The sequence below is a fragment of the Saccharopolyspora antimicrobica genome, assembly GCF_003635025.1.
Taxonomy (GTDB): domain Bacteria; phylum Actinomycetota; class Actinomycetes; order Mycobacteriales; family Pseudonocardiaceae; genus Saccharopolyspora; species Saccharopolyspora antimicrobica.
In genome coordinates, this window is sequence record NZ_RBXX01000002.1 from 7,465,356 (window position 1) to 7,482,020 (window position 16,665).

The 16,665-nt window shown below is 71.9% G+C and carries 12 protein-coding genes; 7 read left to right on the forward strand and 5 right to left on the reverse strand.

Annotation, left to right across the window (positions count from 1 at the left end; genetic code table 11):
- The first annotated feature begins 59 nt into the window (after nt 1-59).
- From ATL45_RS35345 to ATL45_RS35355, 3 genes are all read left to right on the forward strand, one after another.
- Complete coding sequence (locus tag ATL45_RS35345; RefSeq protein WP_093147827.1) at nt 60-1,241, forward strand: glycosyltransferase; 1,182 nt, start codon at nt 60-62, stop codon at nt 1,239-1,241.
- 46 nt (nt 1,242-1,287) lie between these two features.
- Nucleotides 1,288-2,127, forward strand: a complete 840-nt coding sequence (locus ATL45_RS35350) for a metallophosphoesterase family protein (RefSeq protein WP_093147085.1) — start codon at nt 1,288-1,290, stop codon at nt 2,125-2,127.
- Nucleotides 2,128-2,432: 305 nt separating this feature from the next.
- The gene (locus tag ATL45_RS35355) at nt 2,433-3,959 is read left to right on the forward strand and encodes an MFS transporter (protein WP_093147087.1); all 1,527 of its coding nucleotides are present in this window, start codon (nt 2,433-2,435) and stop codon (nt 3,957-3,959) included.
- Between the two features lie 43 nt (nt 3,960-4,002).
- Here ATL45_RS35355 and ATL45_RS40110 read toward each other — a convergent pair whose 3' ends face one another.
- Nucleotides 4,003-4,137 carry a hypothetical protein gene (locus tag ATL45_RS40110; RefSeq protein WP_256258288.1) on the reverse strand — a complete coding sequence of 45 codons (135 nt, stop codon included), beginning with the start codon at nt 4,135-4,137 and terminating at the stop codon, nt 4,003-4,005.
- A 189-nt stretch (nt 4,138-4,326) separates the two neighbouring features.
- Between ATL45_RS40110 and gnd the strand changes: the two genes are divergently transcribed.
- The 3 genes from gnd (at nt 4,327) to ATL45_RS35375 (ending at nt 10,193) form a co-directional block, all read left to right on the forward strand.
- The gene (gnd, locus tag ATL45_RS35365) at nt 4,327-5,766 is read left to right on the forward strand and encodes an NADP-dependent phosphogluconate dehydrogenase (RefSeq protein ID WP_093147088.1); all 1,440 of its coding nucleotides are present in this window, start codon (nt 4,327-4,329) and stop codon (nt 5,764-5,766) included.
- A gap of 355 nt (nt 5,767-6,121) precedes the next feature.
- Nucleotides 6,122-8,761, forward strand: coding sequence for a sugar-binding protein (locus tag ATL45_RS35370; protein WP_093147090.1), 2,640 nt, complete (start codon nt 6,122-6,124; stop codon nt 8,759-8,761).
- Between the two features lie 262 nt (nt 8,762-9,023).
- Nucleotides 9,024-10,193 carry a Cmx/CmrA family chloramphenicol efflux MFS transporter gene (locus tag ATL45_RS35375; protein ID WP_246025902.1) on the forward strand — a complete coding sequence of 390 codons (1,170 nt, stop codon included), beginning with the start codon at nt 9,024-9,026 and terminating at the stop codon, nt 10,191-10,193.
- Nucleotides 10,194-10,433: 240 nt separating this feature from the next.
- On the opposite strand, the gene ATL45_RS35380 is transcribed toward ATL45_RS35375, so the two are convergent.
- The 3 genes from ATL45_RS35380 to ATL45_RS35390 are packed head-to-tail and all read right to left on the reverse strand — an operon-like array spanning nt 10,434 to nt 14,562.
- Nucleotides 10,434-11,816, reverse strand: coding sequence for an MFS transporter (locus tag ATL45_RS35380; protein WP_093147093.1), 1,383 nt, complete (start codon nt 11,814-11,816; stop codon nt 10,434-10,436).
- A 25-nt stretch (nt 11,817-11,841) separates the two neighbouring features.
- Nucleotides 11,842-13,017 carry an acyl-CoA dehydrogenase family protein gene (locus ATL45_RS35385; RefSeq protein WP_093147094.1) on the reverse strand — a complete coding sequence of 392 codons (1,176 nt, stop codon included), beginning with the start codon at nt 13,015-13,017 and terminating at the stop codon, nt 11,842-11,844.
- A gap of 12 nt (nt 13,018-13,029) precedes the next feature.
- Nucleotides 13,030-14,562, reverse strand: a complete 1,533-nt coding sequence (locus ATL45_RS35390; RefSeq protein ID WP_093147096.1) for an AMP-binding protein — start codon at nt 14,560-14,562, stop codon at nt 13,030-13,032.
- A 120-nt stretch (nt 14,563-14,682) separates the two neighbouring features.
- Between ATL45_RS35390 and ATL45_RS35395 the strand changes: the two genes are divergently transcribed.
- Nucleotides 14,683-15,315 carry a TetR/AcrR family transcriptional regulator gene (locus tag ATL45_RS35395; RefSeq protein WP_093147098.1) on the forward strand — a complete coding sequence of 211 codons (633 nt, stop codon included), beginning with the start codon at nt 14,683-14,685 and terminating at the stop codon, nt 15,313-15,315.
- Nucleotides 15,316-15,352: 37 nt separating this feature from the next.
- On the opposite strand, the gene ATL45_RS35400 is transcribed toward ATL45_RS35395, so the two are convergent.
- The gene (locus tag ATL45_RS35400) at nt 15,353-16,642 is read right to left on the reverse strand and encodes a sigma-70 family RNA polymerase sigma factor (protein WP_143121563.1); all 1,290 of its coding nucleotides are present in this window, start codon (nt 16,640-16,642) and stop codon (nt 15,353-15,355) included.
- Nucleotides 16,643-16,665: the final 23 nt, after the last annotated feature.

The window sequence follows — 16,665 nt, forward strand, 5'->3', positions numbered from 1 at the left end:
TGCTGCGCCGCGCGGTGTTTTCGCGGCGAAGCTCGAACCCGAGGAAGGCGGGAGTGCACGTGCGGGTGCTGTTGTCGACGACCGGGTCGCGTGGTGACGTCCAGCCGGTGATCGCGCTGGCGCTGCAACTGCGCGGCCTCGGCCAGGACGTCCGGATCTGCGCTCCACCGGACTTCCACGACTGGATCGGGAGTCTGGGCATCTCGTCGGTTCCGCTCGGGCCGCAGATGCGGCGCGGGCCGTGGGACCTCTCCTCACCGGAGGGACGGCGCCGCGCGGCCGAGGACGCGGTGGCCGCGCAGTTCAGCACGCTGCCCGCGGCGGCTCGGGATTGCGATGTGCTGGTGGCGTGCGGGGCCGTGCAGGTCGCGGCGCGGTCGGTGGCTGAACTCGCCGGGATCGGCTACGTCCACGCGCACTACTGCCCGGCCACCCTGCCGTCCCCGCACCACCCGCCCGCGCCGTGGCCGGGCTGGCCGGCCGACGAGCGCGGCGGCAACCGCGAGCGCTGGCGACGGGACGAGCAGCTCTGGAACGACGTGTGGGGCCCTGCGCTCAACGCCCACCGCGCGGCGGCCGGGCTGGCCCCGGTCACCGAGGTGCGCAACCACGTCCTCACCGACCGCCCGTGGCTGGCCGCCGACCCGCGGCTGGGCCCGTGGCCCGCCCCGGACGACCCGGGTGTGTTCCAGACCGGCGCGTGGCTCCTGCCGGACGAGCGCCCGCTGCCCGCGGAACTGGAGTCCTTCCTCGACGCCGGTGAGCCGCCGGTCTACTTCGGACTGGGCAGCAGGAGCGCGGCGGCCGACTCCAGCCGCTCGATGGTCGAGTCAGCCCGCGCTCTCGGCCGCCGCGCGATCGTCTCCCGCGGGTGGGCGGAACTGCCGCTGCCGGACGGCGGCGCGGACTGCCTCTCGATCGGCGACGTCGACCACCGCGCGCTGTTCCGGCGTGTCGCCGCCGTGGTGCACCACGGCGGCGCCGGGACCACCACGGTGGCAGCACTCGCCGGCGCGCCCCAGGTCGTGCTCCCGCAGGTCTACGACCAGCACTACTGGGCCGAGCGCGTGGAGCGTCTCGGGATCGGCACCGCGCGGGGCACCGGTTCGCTGGCCGAGGCGCTCGGCCGCGCCCTCGAACCCGGCACCGCCGAGCGCGCCGCCGCCACCGCCGCGGAGATCCGCACCGACGGCGCCCTCATCACGGCCCGGCAGCTGGTGCACCGCACCGACGCGTCCTGAACCGCGGGCCACCATTCGCGGGCGAGATCGACTACGGTCCGAACACATGCGCTCCTCTACCGGTGAGCTCCTGGCCATCAGCGACCTGCACGTGGCGATGAGCGAGAACGCCGACATCGTCCGCAAGCTGCGGCCTCGCACCGAGCACGACTGGCTGCTGGTGGCCGGGGACGTCGCGGAACGCTCCGACCAGATCGAATGGGCGCTGGGCCTGCTGGCCGAGCGGTTCGAGAAGGTCGTGTGGGTGCCGGGCAACCACGACCTGTGGACCACCGAGCGGGACTCCCTGCAGCTGCGCGGCGAAGCCCGCTACCGCGAACTGGTGCGGCGCTGCCGCGAGCTCGGCGTGGTCACCCCGGAGGACGAGTTCCCGGTCTGGACCGGCCGCGGCGGCCCGGTCACCGTCGTCCCGCTGTTCGTGGGCTACGACTACACGTTCTTCCCGAAAGGCGCCTCCACCAAGGAAGAAGCGCTCGCCCTCGCCCACGAGGCGGGCGTGGTGTGCACCGACGAATACCTGCTGCACCCCGATCCGCACCCGACGCGCGACGCGTGGTGCCGCGCCCGGCTGGAGTACAGCGAGCGGCGGCTGGCCGAGTGCGACCCGCAGCTGCCGACCGTCCTGGTCAACCACTACCCGCTGGTGCGCGAACCCACGGACGTGCTCTGGTACCCGGAGTTCGCGCAGTGGTGCGGAACGGTGCGCACCGCCGACTGGCACCTGCGCCACCGCGCGGCGGCGGTGATCTACGGGCACCTACACATCCCGCGCACCACCTTCCACGACGGTGTCCGCTTCGAGGAGGTCTCGGTCGGCTACCCGAGGGAGTGGAAGCGCCGCGGGCTCCCCGACGACGTCCTGCGCCCCGTCTTCCCCGAGGCCTGACGCCCGCGCCGGAAAAGACGTTGCGGGTCAGCCGGTGACGTGCCATGTTGGCACCTCGGACCAGTGTTGAGAGCGGGAGGACGAGCTTGGCGGTCGTGGTCAACGGCATGGCTCTGACCTGTGCTTCTTCGTCGCAGGCGGGTCGTGGCCTGAGCTGACGCCGCGAGGCGTCTCCCGCACCGGCCGAGGGCCGGTGATTCCACGCGTCCGCTGCTGACGTCGAAGCACCGCACGGTGGTTCCGCGGAGCCACCTGTCCTGGTCCGCGTGGCGCCGCTCGCGCGCCACCGCTTCGACGGAGTACGCATGTCGTCTTCTGCCACGAAATCCTCGCCGCCCCGGGCCGGCCTGCGGGAATGGCTGGGCCTGGCCGTGCTGAGCCTGCCCACCCTGCTGGTCGCGCTGGACATGAGCGTGCTGTTCCTGGCGCTCCCGCACCTGACCGCCGCACTGGGCGCCACCAGCGTCGAACTGCTGTGGATCACCGACGTCTACAGCTTCGCGATCGCCGGTTTCCTGCTCACCGCAGGAACTCTGGGCGACCGGATCGGCCACCGCAGGCTCCTGCTGATCGGTGCCGCGGGGTTCGGCGCCGCATCGGTGGTTGCCGCGTTCTCGACCAGCGCCGGGATGCTCATCGCCGCCCGAGCGGTCCTCGGCGCCGTCGCCGCCACCCTGATGCCCAGCACGCTCGCCCTGATCAGCACCATGTTCGGCGATCCGCGGCAGCGCCGGATCGCCATCGCCGGGTGGTCGAGCACATTCATGGCCGGTATCGCGGTCGGGCCGGTCGCCGGTGGCGCGCTGCTGGAGTTCTTCTGGTGGGGCTCGGTGTTCCTGCTGGCGGTGCCGGTGATGGTGCTGCTGCTGGTGGCCGGGCCCGCGCTGCTGCCCGAGCAGCGCGCCGCCGACGCCGGTCGCCTGGACCTGCTCAGCGTCGGTTTGTCGCTGGCCACCGTCCTGCCGCCCGTCCACGCCCTCAAGGAGCTGGCCAGGGGCGGCAGCACCACGACGGTGGTGCTGGCCCTAGTGGCCGGGCTGGTCGCCGGAGCGCTGTTCGTGCGGCGTCAGCGGCGGCTGACCGATCCCCTGTTCGACCTCCGGCTCTTCGCCGACCGGGGCTTCAGCACCGCGCTGCTGGTGCTGCTGCTCGGGGCGGCGACCACGAGCGGGATCACGATGTTCGTCGCGCAGTACCTGCAGATGGCCGACGGGCTCTCGCCGCTGCGGGCCGCTCTGTGGCTGCTGCCCGCAGCCGCGGCGCTGGTGGCGAGTTCGATGCTGGCACCGGTGGCCGCCCGGTGGATCAGGCCCGGCTACGTCGTCGGCGCCGGGCTGCTGGTCTCCTCGGCCGGGTTCGCGGTCCTGGCCCAGGTCGACGGCCCCGCCGGGCTGGCCGGAGTGGTGGTGGGCCTGGCCATCGCCTACTTCGGCACCGGGCCCGCCGACGTGCTCGGCACGGACCTGGCGGTCGGCGCCGCCCCACCCGGCAAGGCCGGTGCGGCGGCGTCGATGTCGGAGACCACGACCGAGCTCGGAGTGGCCGTGGGAACGGCCGGGCTGGGCAGTCTCGGTGCCCTCGCCTACCGCGGTGAGATGGCGGGCTCGGTGCCGGCGGGCATTCCGCCCGAGGCCGCCGACCGCGCCGCCGATACGATGGCGGGTGCGATCACCGCGGCCGGGCAAACGCCCGGCGACCTCGCCGGTGAGCTCCTCGCACTCGCGCGAGACGCCTACACCGGCGGGTTGAACGCGGTTTCCGCAGCGGCGGCCATCACCACAGCGATGCTGGCCGTGCTCGCCATCGCCCTCTTGCGCCACCGGGCGCACTAGCGGCCGCGTCGCCGGGAACCGCCGGTTCCCGGCGACGCACCGGTCAGTCCTCGATGATCAGCCGATTCGCCTCGATCTCGGCCGCGAGGCCGCTGACCTCGATGACTCTCTTGCCCGCGGATCGGCCGGTGCTGACCCACACCTTTCCGCTGTCCGAGGCCACCGCCGCCTTCGACATCGCCGGGAACCGCGCCGTCGCCTCCAAGGTGCTGCTGCGCCCGTTCCCTGCACGGCGGCGTCCGCTGGCTGAGAATTGTCGCGGCCACCCACGCCGCGCACCCATCCGCGACATACTTCGAAACGCCAATCCCGCAACCAGGCGGTGTCGGTGGATTCCGCCGTGCACAACGAGAACGGAAGACTTCCTATGAGCACGTCAGCGCAGATCGGCGTCACGGGGCTCGCGGTCATGGGCCGCAACCTGGCGCGCAACTTCGCGCGCAACGGCTACGCGGTCGCGGTGCACAACCGCACCGCGTCGCGGACCCGGGCGCTGCTGGAGGAGTTCGGCGACGAGGGCGAGTTCATCGGCGCCGAAACGGCCGCCGAGTTCGTCGCCGCACTGGAACGCCCGCGCCGGCTGGTGATCATGGTCAAGGCCGGGGACCCCACCGATGCGGTGATCGAGGAGTTCGCGCCGCTGCTGGAGGACGGCGATGTGATCATCGACGGCGGCAACGCGCACTTCGCCGACACCCGGCGCCGGGAGCGCGAGCTGCGCGAGCGCGGCATCCACTTCGTCGGCACCGGCATCTCCGGCGGTGAGGAGGGCGCGCTGCACGGGCCCAGCATCATGCCCGGCGGATCCGCGGAGTCCTACGCGTCGCTGGGCCCGTTGCTGGAGAAGATCTCCGCCAAGGCCGCCGACGGCGCACCCTGCGTGACGCACGTGGGGCCCGACGGGGCGGGCCACTTCGTGAAGATGGTGCACAACGGCATCGAGTACGCCGACATGCAGCTCATCGCCGAGGCCTACCAGCTGCTGCGCGACGTCGCCGGGTACTCCCCCGCCCAGATCGCCGAGGTGTTCCGCACCTGGAACACCGGCAGGCTCGACTCCTACCTGATCGAGATCACCGCCGAAGTGCTCTCGCACGTGGACGCCGCCACCGGCAAGCCGTTCGTGGACGTGGTGGCCGACCAGGCCGAGCAGAAGGGCACCGGCCGCTGGACCGTGCAGCTCGCCCTCGAACTCGGCGTGCCGGTCTCCGGGATCGCCGAAGCGGTCTTCGCCAGGTCGCTGTCGGGCCACACCGCGCTGCGCGAGGCCTCCCGCGGCCTGGCCGGCCCGACCGCGCAACCGCTCAGCGGCGCCGAGGCCGACGCGTTCGCCGACCAGGTGGAACAGGCGCTGTACGCGTCGAAGATCGTGTCCTACACGCAGGGCTTCCACGAGATCGCCGCGGGCAGCGCCGAGTACGACTGGAACATCGACCTGGGAGCGGTGGCGGCGATCTGGCGCGGCGGCTGCATCATCCGCGCCGCGTTCCTGGACCGCATCCGCGCCGCCTACGACGCCCGCCCGGACCTGCCGAGCCTGCTGGCCGACGAGACCTTCGCCACCGAGATCGCCGAAGCCCAGCACGACTGGCGAGCGGTCCTCGGAGCGGCCATCAGCCAGGGCGTGCCGACCCCGGGCTTCGCAGCGGCGCTGGCCTACTACGACTCCCTGCGCGCCGACCGCCTCCCGGCTGCGCTGACCCAGGGCCAGCGGGACTACTTCGGCGCCCACACCTACCGCCGCACCGACCGCGAAGGCTCCTTCCACACCCTCTGGTCCGAAGACCGCTCCGAAGTCCAGGCATAACAGCACTCCACTGTGGACGACGGCGGGTCGGAGCAGCCCGGCGTCGAACCCGCTGATCAACCGTTTCGTCACAGTGGCAGCGAGAGCGTCACGCTGCTGGCCGCTGCGGTGCGCACCGCAGCGGCCAGTTCGCGTGGTTGTCCACCCTTGAGCGTGAACCCGGCGCAGTGGCATGCCGCACCAGGTTCCGGTTCCGGTCACACCATTCATTTCATTCAACACTGAAGTAATCGAGTGTGGTGAAAGATTTCCGGACGGTGGGATCTCGTGCGCTGTGCGGTGTTGGCGCGTGCGCGGTGATCGCGGTCGTGCCAGGGTCGGGTTCGCGTGATCGTCTCTTCCGAGGAGTGGGTCGGTGGCAGCGGTTCGTCTTGCTTCGGTCGTCGCGCTCGTGGCGGTGCTGGGCTCTCCCCTGGCACCGGCCGGTGCCGCCCCGGGTTCCGATTCGGATCTGGACGTGCTGTTCATCGGCGCGCATCCCGATGACGAGGCCTCGCTGCTGTCGACGTTCGGCCGGTGGCGGCACGACCACCAGATCCGCACCGGCGTCGTGACCATCACCCGCGGCGAGGGCGGCGGGAACGCCGTCGGGCCGGAGGAAGGGCCCGCGCTGGGGCTGCTGCGCGAGGGCGAGGAGCGCCGCGCCGTCGGCGGCCCGGGCATCACCGACGTCTACAACCTCGACGAGCCCGACCTGTACTACACGGTGAGCGCACCGCTGACCGAACAGGCCTGGAACCACGACGAGGTGCTGGGCAAGCTCGTGCGGGTCGTGCGGCAGACCCGGCCCGAGGTCGTGATCACCATGGATCCCGCGCCCACGCCCGGGAACCACGGAAACCACCAGTACGCGGCCCGGCTGGCCATCGAGGCCCACCGCCAGGCCGCCGACCCCGCGGCGTTCCCGGAGCAGCTAGACGAGGGACTGACCACCTGGGCGACGCGGCGGGTGCTGTCCAACGCGGCCGGAGCCGAGGAGGAGGTCAGCGGGCCGGAGTGCGAGCAGCGCAGCACTCCGGCGGATTCGCCCGGTCCGGAGTACTACGTGCACGGCATCAGCGGCGAGACCAACTGGGAGCAGCGGGAGCGCGTCGCCGAACGGGAGTACCGGAGCCAGGGCTGGGCGTCGCGGCCGGACATCCCGGACGATCCCGCGCAGGTCGGGTGCGACCACCTGACCGAGATCGCCAACCGCGCGCCGCACGTCCCCGGTGCGCAGGGCGCCGAGGCGCCGCTGCTTGGTGCGCTGCTGCCGGTTCCCGGCGGTCTGCCGGTCGGCACCGGGCTCGTCGCGACGGCGGAGCCGCGGGTCGTCCCCGGGCAGCGAGCGGAGGTTCGCGTCGAGGTGACCGCACCTCCGGACGCGGCGTTGCAGGCGGGCCGGATCGAGCTGGAACTGCCGCCGGAATGGGAAGTTCGAGGCGATGGGGCGTTCGGGCCGCTGGAGCCGGGTGCCATCGCGCGTGCCGATCTGTCGGTCGTCGTGCCCGAGCAGCACCGGCCGGAGCGAGTCCGGATTCCGGTGCGGGTCGAATCGCAGCAGGGCCGTGCGGAGGCCGAGCTGCGCTTGGACGTCGTACCGCCCGTCGTGGCCGAGCAGGTTCCGCTGCCGGGTGTCGCGGAGTTCCAGCGCTGGGCCTCGGGTTCCCTGCTCCAGAACAAGGTCCCGCTCGTGCAGACCGTCCCGGCACTCGGCGTGCAAGAGGTTCGCGCCGCTGTGCACAACTACAGCGGCCGAACCCGTTCTGGCGCAGTGGAATTCGTACCACCTCCGGGTTTCGAGGTGCTCGGTGCCGTGCAGCGATTCGGCGAACTCGCTCCCGGCGAGGAGGCCGTGCTGACCTTCACCGTCCGCAGCACCGACCCGGAGATGTCGACCGGCGTGCAGGGCGGCGATCATCCGTACACCCTGATCACCCGCACCGACGACGGCACGACCGCGCAGCGCACCGCTGCTCTGGAACTGGTCCCGTCCACCACGATCCCGCAGGCCGCGACGCCTCCCGTGGTGGACGGCGAAGCCGGTCCGCAGGAGTACCCGGGCGCGCCGCTGGACGCGTCGTCGCTGTGGGAAGGCGAGCAGTGCGCCGCCACCGACTGCTCCGCCACCGCCAGATTCTCCTGGCACGGCGGGACATTGCACGCGCTGGTCGACGTCGTGGACGATCAGCCGGGCGCGCTCCTGGCCGCCGATGACTGCAAGCGCCACTGGCGCACCGACTCCGTGGAGATCACCATCGACCCAAAGGCGGATTCGGAGAACACGTCGAGCACGTTCAAGGTCGCGGTGCTGCCGAGGACCAGCGGTTCCGGCGCGCCCTGCTACGCCAGGGACGCCGACAACCACCAGGGCCCGGGTGCGCAGACCGCACCCGGCGTGGAGATCGCTTCGAAGCCGCGCGACGGCGGCTACACCGTGGAGCTGGCGATCCCGCTGCGGGCGCTGCCGGGTTCGGTCGATCCGCAGCGGCTGGGGCTGAACGTACTGGTCTACGACTCCGACACCCAGGACCTGACCGGCCAGTCGCGGATCGGCTGGTCCACCTGGGACGGTGTGCAGGGCGATCCGTACCGCTGGGGCCGCGCGGTCCTGCAGGACCGGCCGGCGGACGAGCCAGCTCCGCCGCCCGCGCCGGTGCTCCCGCTGGATGCCTTGTCCTCAGTGGACTCGCCATGGAGCGTCGCGCAATCGGTTCGGCTGAAGACGTCGCTCGGCAGCGCTCCCCCGGCCGGTGATTCGGCCACCCGGATCACCAGCGCCCGCGCGCAGCAGCGCGAGGTGCACGCGCAACTCGACGTGAACGGGCCGGGCAGAGCCCACCTGTTCGTGCTGGACGCGAACGACGCGGTCCTGGCCGACCACCGGCTCGACGTCGACGGGCACGGCGAGCGGACCGTGCGGATCCCAGTCCTGGACGGCGCCCCGGCGAAGGTGCTCGTCGGATTCGCCACCCCGGGCGGAGCCACGGCGGCCTCGACCGCCGATGTCCGCTAGCGAAAACCCCGGTGCGACCGCCGCAGCCGGTGCTGTATGGTCTGCGGCGTGAACTCCCCCGAGGCGTCCAGACGGTAGCCGCTCAGCACTCGCGCTGAGCGGCGGAGCAGCATGCCACGGCGCAACGCCTTCTCGCGTTGATCGCCGGTGCTCGACTTCGCCCGCGGATCGTCTTTTCACTTCCACGCATGCCCACGCGCGGCCTCTTCGCCGTGCCCGCAGGGTGTGCCTCGGTGTTCGGGAGAAGGTTCAGTTGCCTTTCGTGGTTTTCGTGCTCGCTGCCGCGGTGTTCGCGCAGGGCACGTCGGAGTTCATGCTGTCCGGGATGCTGGCGGACATCGCCGCGGACAGCGGTGTTTCGCTCGGCGAGGCCGGGCTGTTGACGTCGGTGTTCGCCGTGGGCATGGTGATCGGCGCCCCGACGATGGCGATGGCCGCCAGCGCAGTCCCCCGCCGGGTGGCGCTGATGGGCTTCCTCGCGCTGTTCGCCCTGTGCCACGTCGTCGGTGCTATGACGGCGAACTTCGCCGTGCTGCTGGGAACCCGGCTGGTGGCGGCGGTGGCCAACGCGGGATTCCTGGCCGTGGTGCTGGCGAGCCTGCCGACGCTGGTGCGCCCACCACTGGTGGGCCGGGCCACCGCCGTGATCCTGTCCGGCGTGACGATCGCCTGCATCGCCGGAGTGCCCGCGGGAACGGTCGTCGGCCAGTTGTGGGGCTGGCAGTCGGCGTTCTGGGCGATCGCCGCGCTCAGCGCGTTGGCGCTGGTCGTGCTGTGGCCGACGACGTCGGCGCTGGCCCGGCGCGGCGGGAGTTCCGCGCCGGTGTGGACAGAGTGGCGGGTGCTGGCGCAGCGACGTCTCCTCGTCGTGATCGGACTCGGCGTCCTGGTCAACGCGGCGACCTTCGCCGGGTTCACCTACCTGGGCACGATCACCACGGCGGTGTCCGCACCCGGGAGTGCCTGGGTTCCGGCGGCGCTGGCGCTGTTCGGCATCGGCTCGTTCCTCGGCGTGACCATCGCGGGCCGCTGCAGCGACCGGTACGCGCGCCGCATCATCACCGGTGGCGCGGTCGTGGTGACCGCTCTGTGGGTGCTCGCCGCGCTCTCCGCGCACACCCTGCCCGGAGTGCTCGTGCTGGCGCTCGTGACCGGGGCCGGATCGTTCGGGGTGGGCTCGACGGTGATCGCCTCGATCGTGTCCTCGGCCTCGGCGACCGCTCCGCGCATCGCCGGTGCGCTGGCCACCACGGCGTTCAACCTGGGTGCCATCGCCGGCCCGGCCGCGGCCGGGCTCGCGGTGGGCGATGCTGCTCAGGCCCACCGGGCTTTCTGGATCAGCGCGGTGTTCGGCGCAGCGGCGACGTTGGTGGCCGCCCTGGCAGCACGCCGAAGCTCGGCGGCACGCGCCGAGGAAGCGGCTGCGGCGTAGGCAGTCCGCTCGACGGCGAACGTCTAAGGGCCGGGCTGTCACTTCTGCGCAGTCGCCCGCGGTGACCGCTGAACTCGACCGCCCGGCCCGACCACGACGAACTCCGCAACACGTCAGGAGTCGACGATGCCCAACGGCTGGGACTTGATCGTGGTCGGCGCCGCGGGTCGGCCGTGCGGTGCTGGCCGCCCGGTCCGCCGCACGCGGTGAGCGGGTGCTGCTGCTGGAAGCCGGACCCGACTACCGATCCGCTGAAGTGCCGGAGGCTGGTGCGCTGAGGTCACGAACCGGTCGGGCTCGGGTGCGCCTGCCGGCCGACGTGGCGCCCGTGCGCGGCGATCGTCGCGCGTCGCGTTCGGGGTGGACGAAGGCGAAGGCCAGCAGGCCACCGATGAGCATCAGGGTTCCCGGGATGGCGAACGCCATCGCGAAGCCCGCGGCCGGATCGGCCGCCGATTCGACGATCCGGCCCGTCACGTAGGGCGCGGCGAGACCTGCCAGCGTCACCAGCCCGACGGTCATCGACAGCACCGCGCCGCGCTGGGCCGGTGGGGTGATCTCGGCGTTGATCGTCTGGCCGATGGCGAACTTGACGGCGCCGATGCTGAAGGCGACGGTGATGAGCGCGATCTTGAGTCCGGGGTGCGTCACGAACGGAGCGAGGAGCATCGCCGCGCCCGCCAGGAACACCGCGCAGCCACCGAGAATGCCGCGCGACACCCGGCTGGACACGCCGCGGTGCATCAGCCACTGCGTCAAGGCACCCTGTCCGAAGGTCGCGACGGTCTTCAGCACCCAGGGCGCGGTCACGATGGCACCGGCGGCGACCGCGCTGTAACCCAGCGAGGTCTCCAGGTAGGACGGCACCCACGCGAGCAGCAGCGCGGAGGTCCAGTAGGCGCCGAAGGCGCCGACGAACCCGGCCAACCAGGTCCCGCTGAGCAGGATGCGGTGGTAGGGCACGCGGAAGTTCTCCACCGGCTCCGGTTCCGCGCCGGTCGGCGCAGCCGCGCGGTCGGCGGTGCCCTCGCGGCCGACCACCGCCCAGACGGCGCACCAGAGGACGCCGACGACGAACAGCGACAGGAAGGCCCAGCGCCAGCCGAAGTTGATGATGACCAGGGTGAGCAGCGGTGCGGCCAGAACGCCGCCGAGCCCGCCGCCACCGGAGATCAGCGAACTCGGGATGCTGCGCTTCTCGTTCGGGAACCACTTGAAGGCGGCGTGCATCGCGACCGGCTGCGCGGGTCCTTCCGCCGCGCCCAGGACGATCCTGCTGACCAGCAGCGCGGCGAAACCGGCCCCGGCGACCACCGGGAGCTGGGTGAATCCCCACACCAGCGCCATGCCGAACATCAGCCACTTCGTCGGGAACCGGTTGGCCAGGAACCCGAAGGCCACCGCGGAGATGTTGAACAGGAAGAAGAACGAGCTCGCCAGCAGTCCGTACTCGGAATGGCTCAGCCCGAGCTCCCGCATGATGGGGTTGGCGGCGAGTCCGAGCACGGCCTTGTCCGCGTAGTTGATCAGCATGAAGACCAGCAGCATCGCCATGACGGCCCACGCGCGCCGGTCGGACTTCTCCGCGGGGTCGGCCGGGGTGTCGAGGTTCGAGGACTTCATCGTCGCTCCAGGGGAAGTGGCCCGGTCAGGTGGTGAGCAGCTCCTTGGCGATGCCGTTCTTCTGGATCTCCGAGGAACCGGTGAGAATGCGGAACATGCGCAGCCTGCGGAACAGCCACTCGACCTCGCTGCCGTGCACCAGCCCCGCCTTGCCGTGGATCTGCACCGCCTCGTCGGCGATGCGGAAGGCGTTCTCGGCGACGAAGAGCTTGCACATGAACGCCTCGGTGCGCGGCTTGGCGCCCGCGTCGAGCGCGGCCAGCGCGTCGTAGGTCATGCTCCGCGCGGCGTAGTAGGTGGTGGCCAGGTCCGCGATCTTGTGCTGGACGGACTGCAACGCCGCCAGCGGCGCGCCGAAAGCGTGCCGGTTCTTGGCGAAATCGACGGTGAGCTGCAGTGCGCGCCGCGCGTTGCCGAGCACCGTGGGACAGTGCAGCAGCCGGTTGGCCGTGACCCGGCCCAGCCCCACGCGCAGGCCGTCGCCGACGCGGCCGAGCAGTTGTTCCGGGCCGACGTAGCAGTTCTCCAGGACGATGTCGCTCTCGATGTGCTGCCCGGACATCGGGGTCTGGCCGTCGAGCACCGCGCAGCCCGGCGAGTCCAGGTCGACCAGGAACGCGGAGTAGGACTCCTCGGCACCGGCCATCCGGGCCACCAGCACGGAGAAGTCCGCGAACGGCCCGGCTGAGGAGAACACCTTGTGCCCGGTGATCCGCCAGCCCTCGCCGTCCGGGGTCGCGGTGGTGCGCATCGCGCGCACGTCCGAGCCCGCGTCCTCCTCCGTCAGCGAGAAGCAGCACGCCCGTTCGCCCCGGATCACCGGCAGCAGGTACCTCTCCAGCTGGTGCTCGGTGGCGAACTCGAAGATCGACCCGGCGCGCAGCGGCCCGCCCATGTCGCCGAGCACGGAGTGCGACAGGACCCGCCCCGAAGCACCGATCTCCTCCTTGAGGGCGGCCAGTTCGGTGAACGAGAGCCCCTGCCCGCCGAACCGCGCCGGCAGGTGGATGCCGTAGAAGCCGAGCTCGCGACTGCGCTTCCAGACCGGCTCCAGCACGTCGCGGCTCAGCCGCGTTTCCGGGGTGAGCCGGAGCTCGGCTTCGTACTCCGCGAGCTCGCCGCCCAGGTAGTCGCGCAACCGCCCGACAAGATCCGCCAGGCGCGGGTCGTCGTCATAGGCCGGGGTGAGCGTGAACGACATGGTTGTCCTTCCTCAGTGGACCTTGCGGTCGCTGCTGGTCCAGTAGCGGTCGCGCACCGCACGCCGGTCGATCTTGCCGTTGCGGTTCACCGGGAGACCGGCGGCGAAGTCCACCGTCTTGGGCAGCTTGTGGCGGGCCAGCTTCGTCGCGCAGAACTCGATGAGGCCGGCTTCGGACACCGCCTCGCGGGTCACGACGACGGCCTTCACCGCTTCGCCCCACGTCTCGTCCGGGACGCCGACCACGCAGGCTTCCGAGACCGCCGGATGTTCGTAGAGCGCGGCTTCGACCTCGCTGCAGTAGACGTTGAACCCGCCGGAGATGATCATGTCCTTCTTGCGGTCCACGATGAACAGGTAGCCGTCGGCGCGCAGGTACCCGATGTCTCCGGTGTGCACCCAGCCGTCGCGGAAGGTCTGGGCGCTGAGCTCGGGCTCGCCCCAGTACTCGCGGACGCAGTCCGGGCCGCGCACCACCACCTCGCCGAGCTCACCGGCAGGCACCGGGTCGCCGCCGTCGTCCACCACGCGAACCTCGGTGTCGTAGACCGGCCGACCGCAGGAGGACAGCAGTTCCGGGTCCTCCGCGATGCCGCGGGCGACGTCCTCCGCGGTGAGCACGGTGACCCCGCTGGTGGTCTCGACCTGCCCATAGCCCTGCATGACGACCGGCCCGAAGGCGGCGACGGCCTCGCGCAGCCGCTGCGGCGAGACCGGTGCGCCGCCGACCCGCAGGCAGGTCATCGAGGACAGGTCCGCAGTGCTCAGGTCCGGGTGCGAAAGCACCAGGTTCAGCATCATCGGTACGAGGAACGTGGAGGTGATCCGCTCGGCTTCGACGAGGCGCAGGAACTCCCCGGCGTCCCAGCGCGGCTGTACCACCACGCTGGTGCCGCGGGCGAACGCCGCCAGCAGCCCCATCCCGGTGGCGTGGGTGATCGGCCCGGCGGCCAGGTAGCGCTCCGCCTCCTCCGGTCGGCGCTCCGGGGTCATCAGCCGCTTGCGCATGTTCGCCAGCCGGTTGCCGGTCGTCTGCACCGCGGCTTTCAGCGACCCGGTCGAGCCGGAGGTGAAGTTGAGGACCGCCGGGTCGCCCTCGGCGACCTCCACCGCGACCGGATCCTCCGCACCGGCGGCCAGCAGGTCGGCGTAGTCGCCGTCGTAGTCGACCACCTCGCACGCCAGCCCGGCGCCGTCCACGATCTCGCGCGCCGCCTCGGCGTTCGCGGTGTCGGCGAACAGGACCCGGACCGAGGCCTCGGCCAGGACGTGCCCGACTTCTCCGGCCGCGAGCCTGGTGTTGATCGGCACTCGCAGGAAACCGCCCTTGCAGAGGGCCATTTCGGTCTCCACCAGCTCGGCGCAGTTCCCGGCGAAGGTGGCCACCGCCTGTCCCGGGCGGATCCCCCGCGCGAGCAGCGCCGAAGCCAGCCGGTTCGTGCGCGCCTCCAGCTCCCGGTAGGTCCACCGCCGGCCGCCGCAGACCAACGCCTCCCGGTCCGGCCAGAAGCTGCTGCTGCGGGTGAGGTAGCTGCCCAGGTTCATGCCGACTCCCAAGGTCTTCGCCACATCGACCAATAAGAGACACGATGTCTACTAACTCACGGCCTGTCAATGGGCCGGTAAACTGACCGGCCGGAAAGCCGAACCACGAAAGGCCTTGTCATGTCGACCGAGGACCGGCGCAGCCGCCGCAGCCGCCGCCTCCTGCGGGACGCCCTGGTGTCCCTGGTGCTGGAACGCGGCTACTCCCACGTCACGGTGGAGGACATCACCGAGCGCGCCGATCTCGGCCGGGCGACCTTCTACAAGCACTACGCGGACAAGGACGCGCTGCTCAGCCGCGTCACCTCCGACCTGCTGGAGGAGTTGCACGCGCGGCTGCTGCCGCTGGTGCCGACCTCATCGGTGGGCTTCACCGGGAAGCCGGTGCTGGAGCTGTTCCGGCACGCGCTCGACGAACGCGACGTCTACCGGGTCATCCTGCGCGGGGAGGGCGACGGGCGAGCGCTCCGGGAGTTCACCGACGCGCGCACCGCCGCAGCCGCGCACATCTTCCGAACGCGGGCCGAGCACCACGGCGTGTCGCCGAGGATCGACGTCGAAGTGCTGGCCCGCGCCTGGGTGGGCGAGCAGATCGCGGTGATGCGCTGGTGGCTGGAGAGCGATCCGCCGCAGCTCTCGCCCGAGGAGGTCACCGGCATGCTCCTCGACCTGTCGCTGCGCGGCCGCTACTGGGCCAACGGCTTCGACGGTGTGCCGCCCGACCGGGACGAGAGGATCCCGGCGGAGGACTAGGCGGGACCGGTGCGGGCCGCACCGGTCCCGGTGGCGACTAGCGCGGCCGCCCCGCGTTCACGTCGGCCTCCAGCCGGACCTGGTCGCGGTCGACGTCGAGCTCGACCACCGCGCCCACCTGCCGGAACAGCGGCAGGGACAGCTCCGCGCGCACGTCGGCGATGTGCTGCGCGTCCGGCGGGACCAGCGGCAGCGGGAGCAGCGGGGTGCCCTCCTCCACCGGCGGTTCGGGAGCAGGCTCCGGCGCTGGTTCCGTCGGCACCGCGGGCGGCGGGGCGACCGGAGGCACCGCTGCCGCCGGCGGCGGAGGCGGGCTCTGGGCCGGCACCTGCTGCTGCTCCGGGCTTTCCGGCTCGACGGGCGCGGCGGCCAGCGGCGGCGGGTCGGTCTGGTTGGCGGCCAGCGCGATGCCCAGCGCGGCGAGCGCGGCCAGCACCGCGCCTCCGGCCGCCACGCTCTTGCGCGGGTTCGACCGCACCGCCCCGATCACGCCCGCGCCGACCAGGCCGCTGCCCGACGCGGCCAGGTAGCCGGTCGCCGTCGCGGTCCCGCCCAGCACGATCGGCGCGATGAAGACCTTCAGCGCGCCGTTGATCTCCATCAGCTCGGCCGCGATCGCCGCGCAGCGGTCGCAGTCGTCCAGGTGCTTGTTGACCTGCGCCGTCTCGCGCTTGGACAGGCCTTCGCGGGTCCACGCGCCGAGCCGGTCGATCGCCGAGCGGCAGGCGTCGGGTTCGGCGGCCATCTTCATCAGGTGCACCTGGAGGTACTGCTGCTTGAGCCCCTCGCGCGCCCGGTAGGCGAGCGCGGACACGCCGTTGGCCGTCATGCCCAGCATCGGTGCGACCTTCGACGGCGACTCGCCCTCGATCTCCACGTGCCAGAGCACCATCTGCCACCGCTCGGGCAGCCGGCGGAAGGCCTCCGCGATCAGCGACCGCTCCTCGTTCTCCACCGCCACGTCGCGGAACGGCTGGCTGATGTCGATGTTGGGCACCGTCTCGACGTCGTCGACGGTCTGCGTCCGCTTCGCCTTGTTCGCCCGGTCGTAGGCGCCGTGGCGCACGGCGGTCAGCAGGTAGGCGCGGAAGGCGTCGGTCGGCCCCCGGCCGTCCCGCAGCAGGCCCAGCACCTTCGCGAACGCCTCGGAGACCACGTCGTCGGCCTCGGCCTGCGATTTGGTGACCTGCCGGGCCATCGCGTGCGCCGCGCCCACGTGGCGCTCGTAGAGGATTCCGTACGCCGCGCTGTCACCGCCGCGCACGGCGTCGATCAGCTCGGCATCGCCGACTCCCCGGACCTGCTCTTCCTGCGGTACCGCCGCCACCACTCATCTCCCCAACGCCACGT

What these genes read in the sequence shown, in the direction of transcription:
- ATL45_RS35350 (WP_093147085.1), top strand. Translation starts at nt 1,288, where the DNA reads ATGCGCTCCTCTACCGGTGAGCTCCTGGCCATCAGCGACCTGCACGTG.
- ATL45_RS35355 (WP_093147087.1), top strand. Translation starts at nt 2,433, where the DNA reads ATGTCGTCTTCTGCCACGAAATCCTCGCCGCCCCGGGCCGGCCTGCGG.
- ATL45_RS40110 (WP_256258288.1), bottom strand. Translation starts at nt 4,137, where the DNA reads ATGTCGAAGGCGGCGGTGGCCTCGGACAGCGGAAAGGTGTGGGTCAGC.
- gnd (WP_093147088.1), top strand. Translation starts at nt 4,327, where the DNA reads ATGAGCACGTCAGCGCAGATCGGCGTCACGGGGCTCGCGGTCATGGGC.
- ATL45_RS35380 (WP_093147093.1), bottom strand. Translation starts at nt 11,816, where the DNA reads ATGAAGTCCTCGAACCTCGACACCCCGGCCGACCCCGCGGAGAAGTCC.
- ATL45_RS35385 (WP_093147094.1), bottom strand. Translation starts at nt 13,017, where the DNA reads ATGTCGTTCACGCTCACCCCGGCCTATGACGACGACCCGCGCCTGGCG.
- ATL45_RS35390 (WP_093147096.1), bottom strand. Translation starts at nt 14,562, where the DNA reads ATGAACCTGGGCAGCTACCTCACCCGCAGCAGCAGCTTCTGGCCGGAC.
- ATL45_RS35395 (WP_093147098.1), top strand. Translation starts at nt 14,683, where the DNA reads ATGTCGACCGAGGACCGGCGCAGCCGCCGCAGCCGCCGCCTCCTGCGG.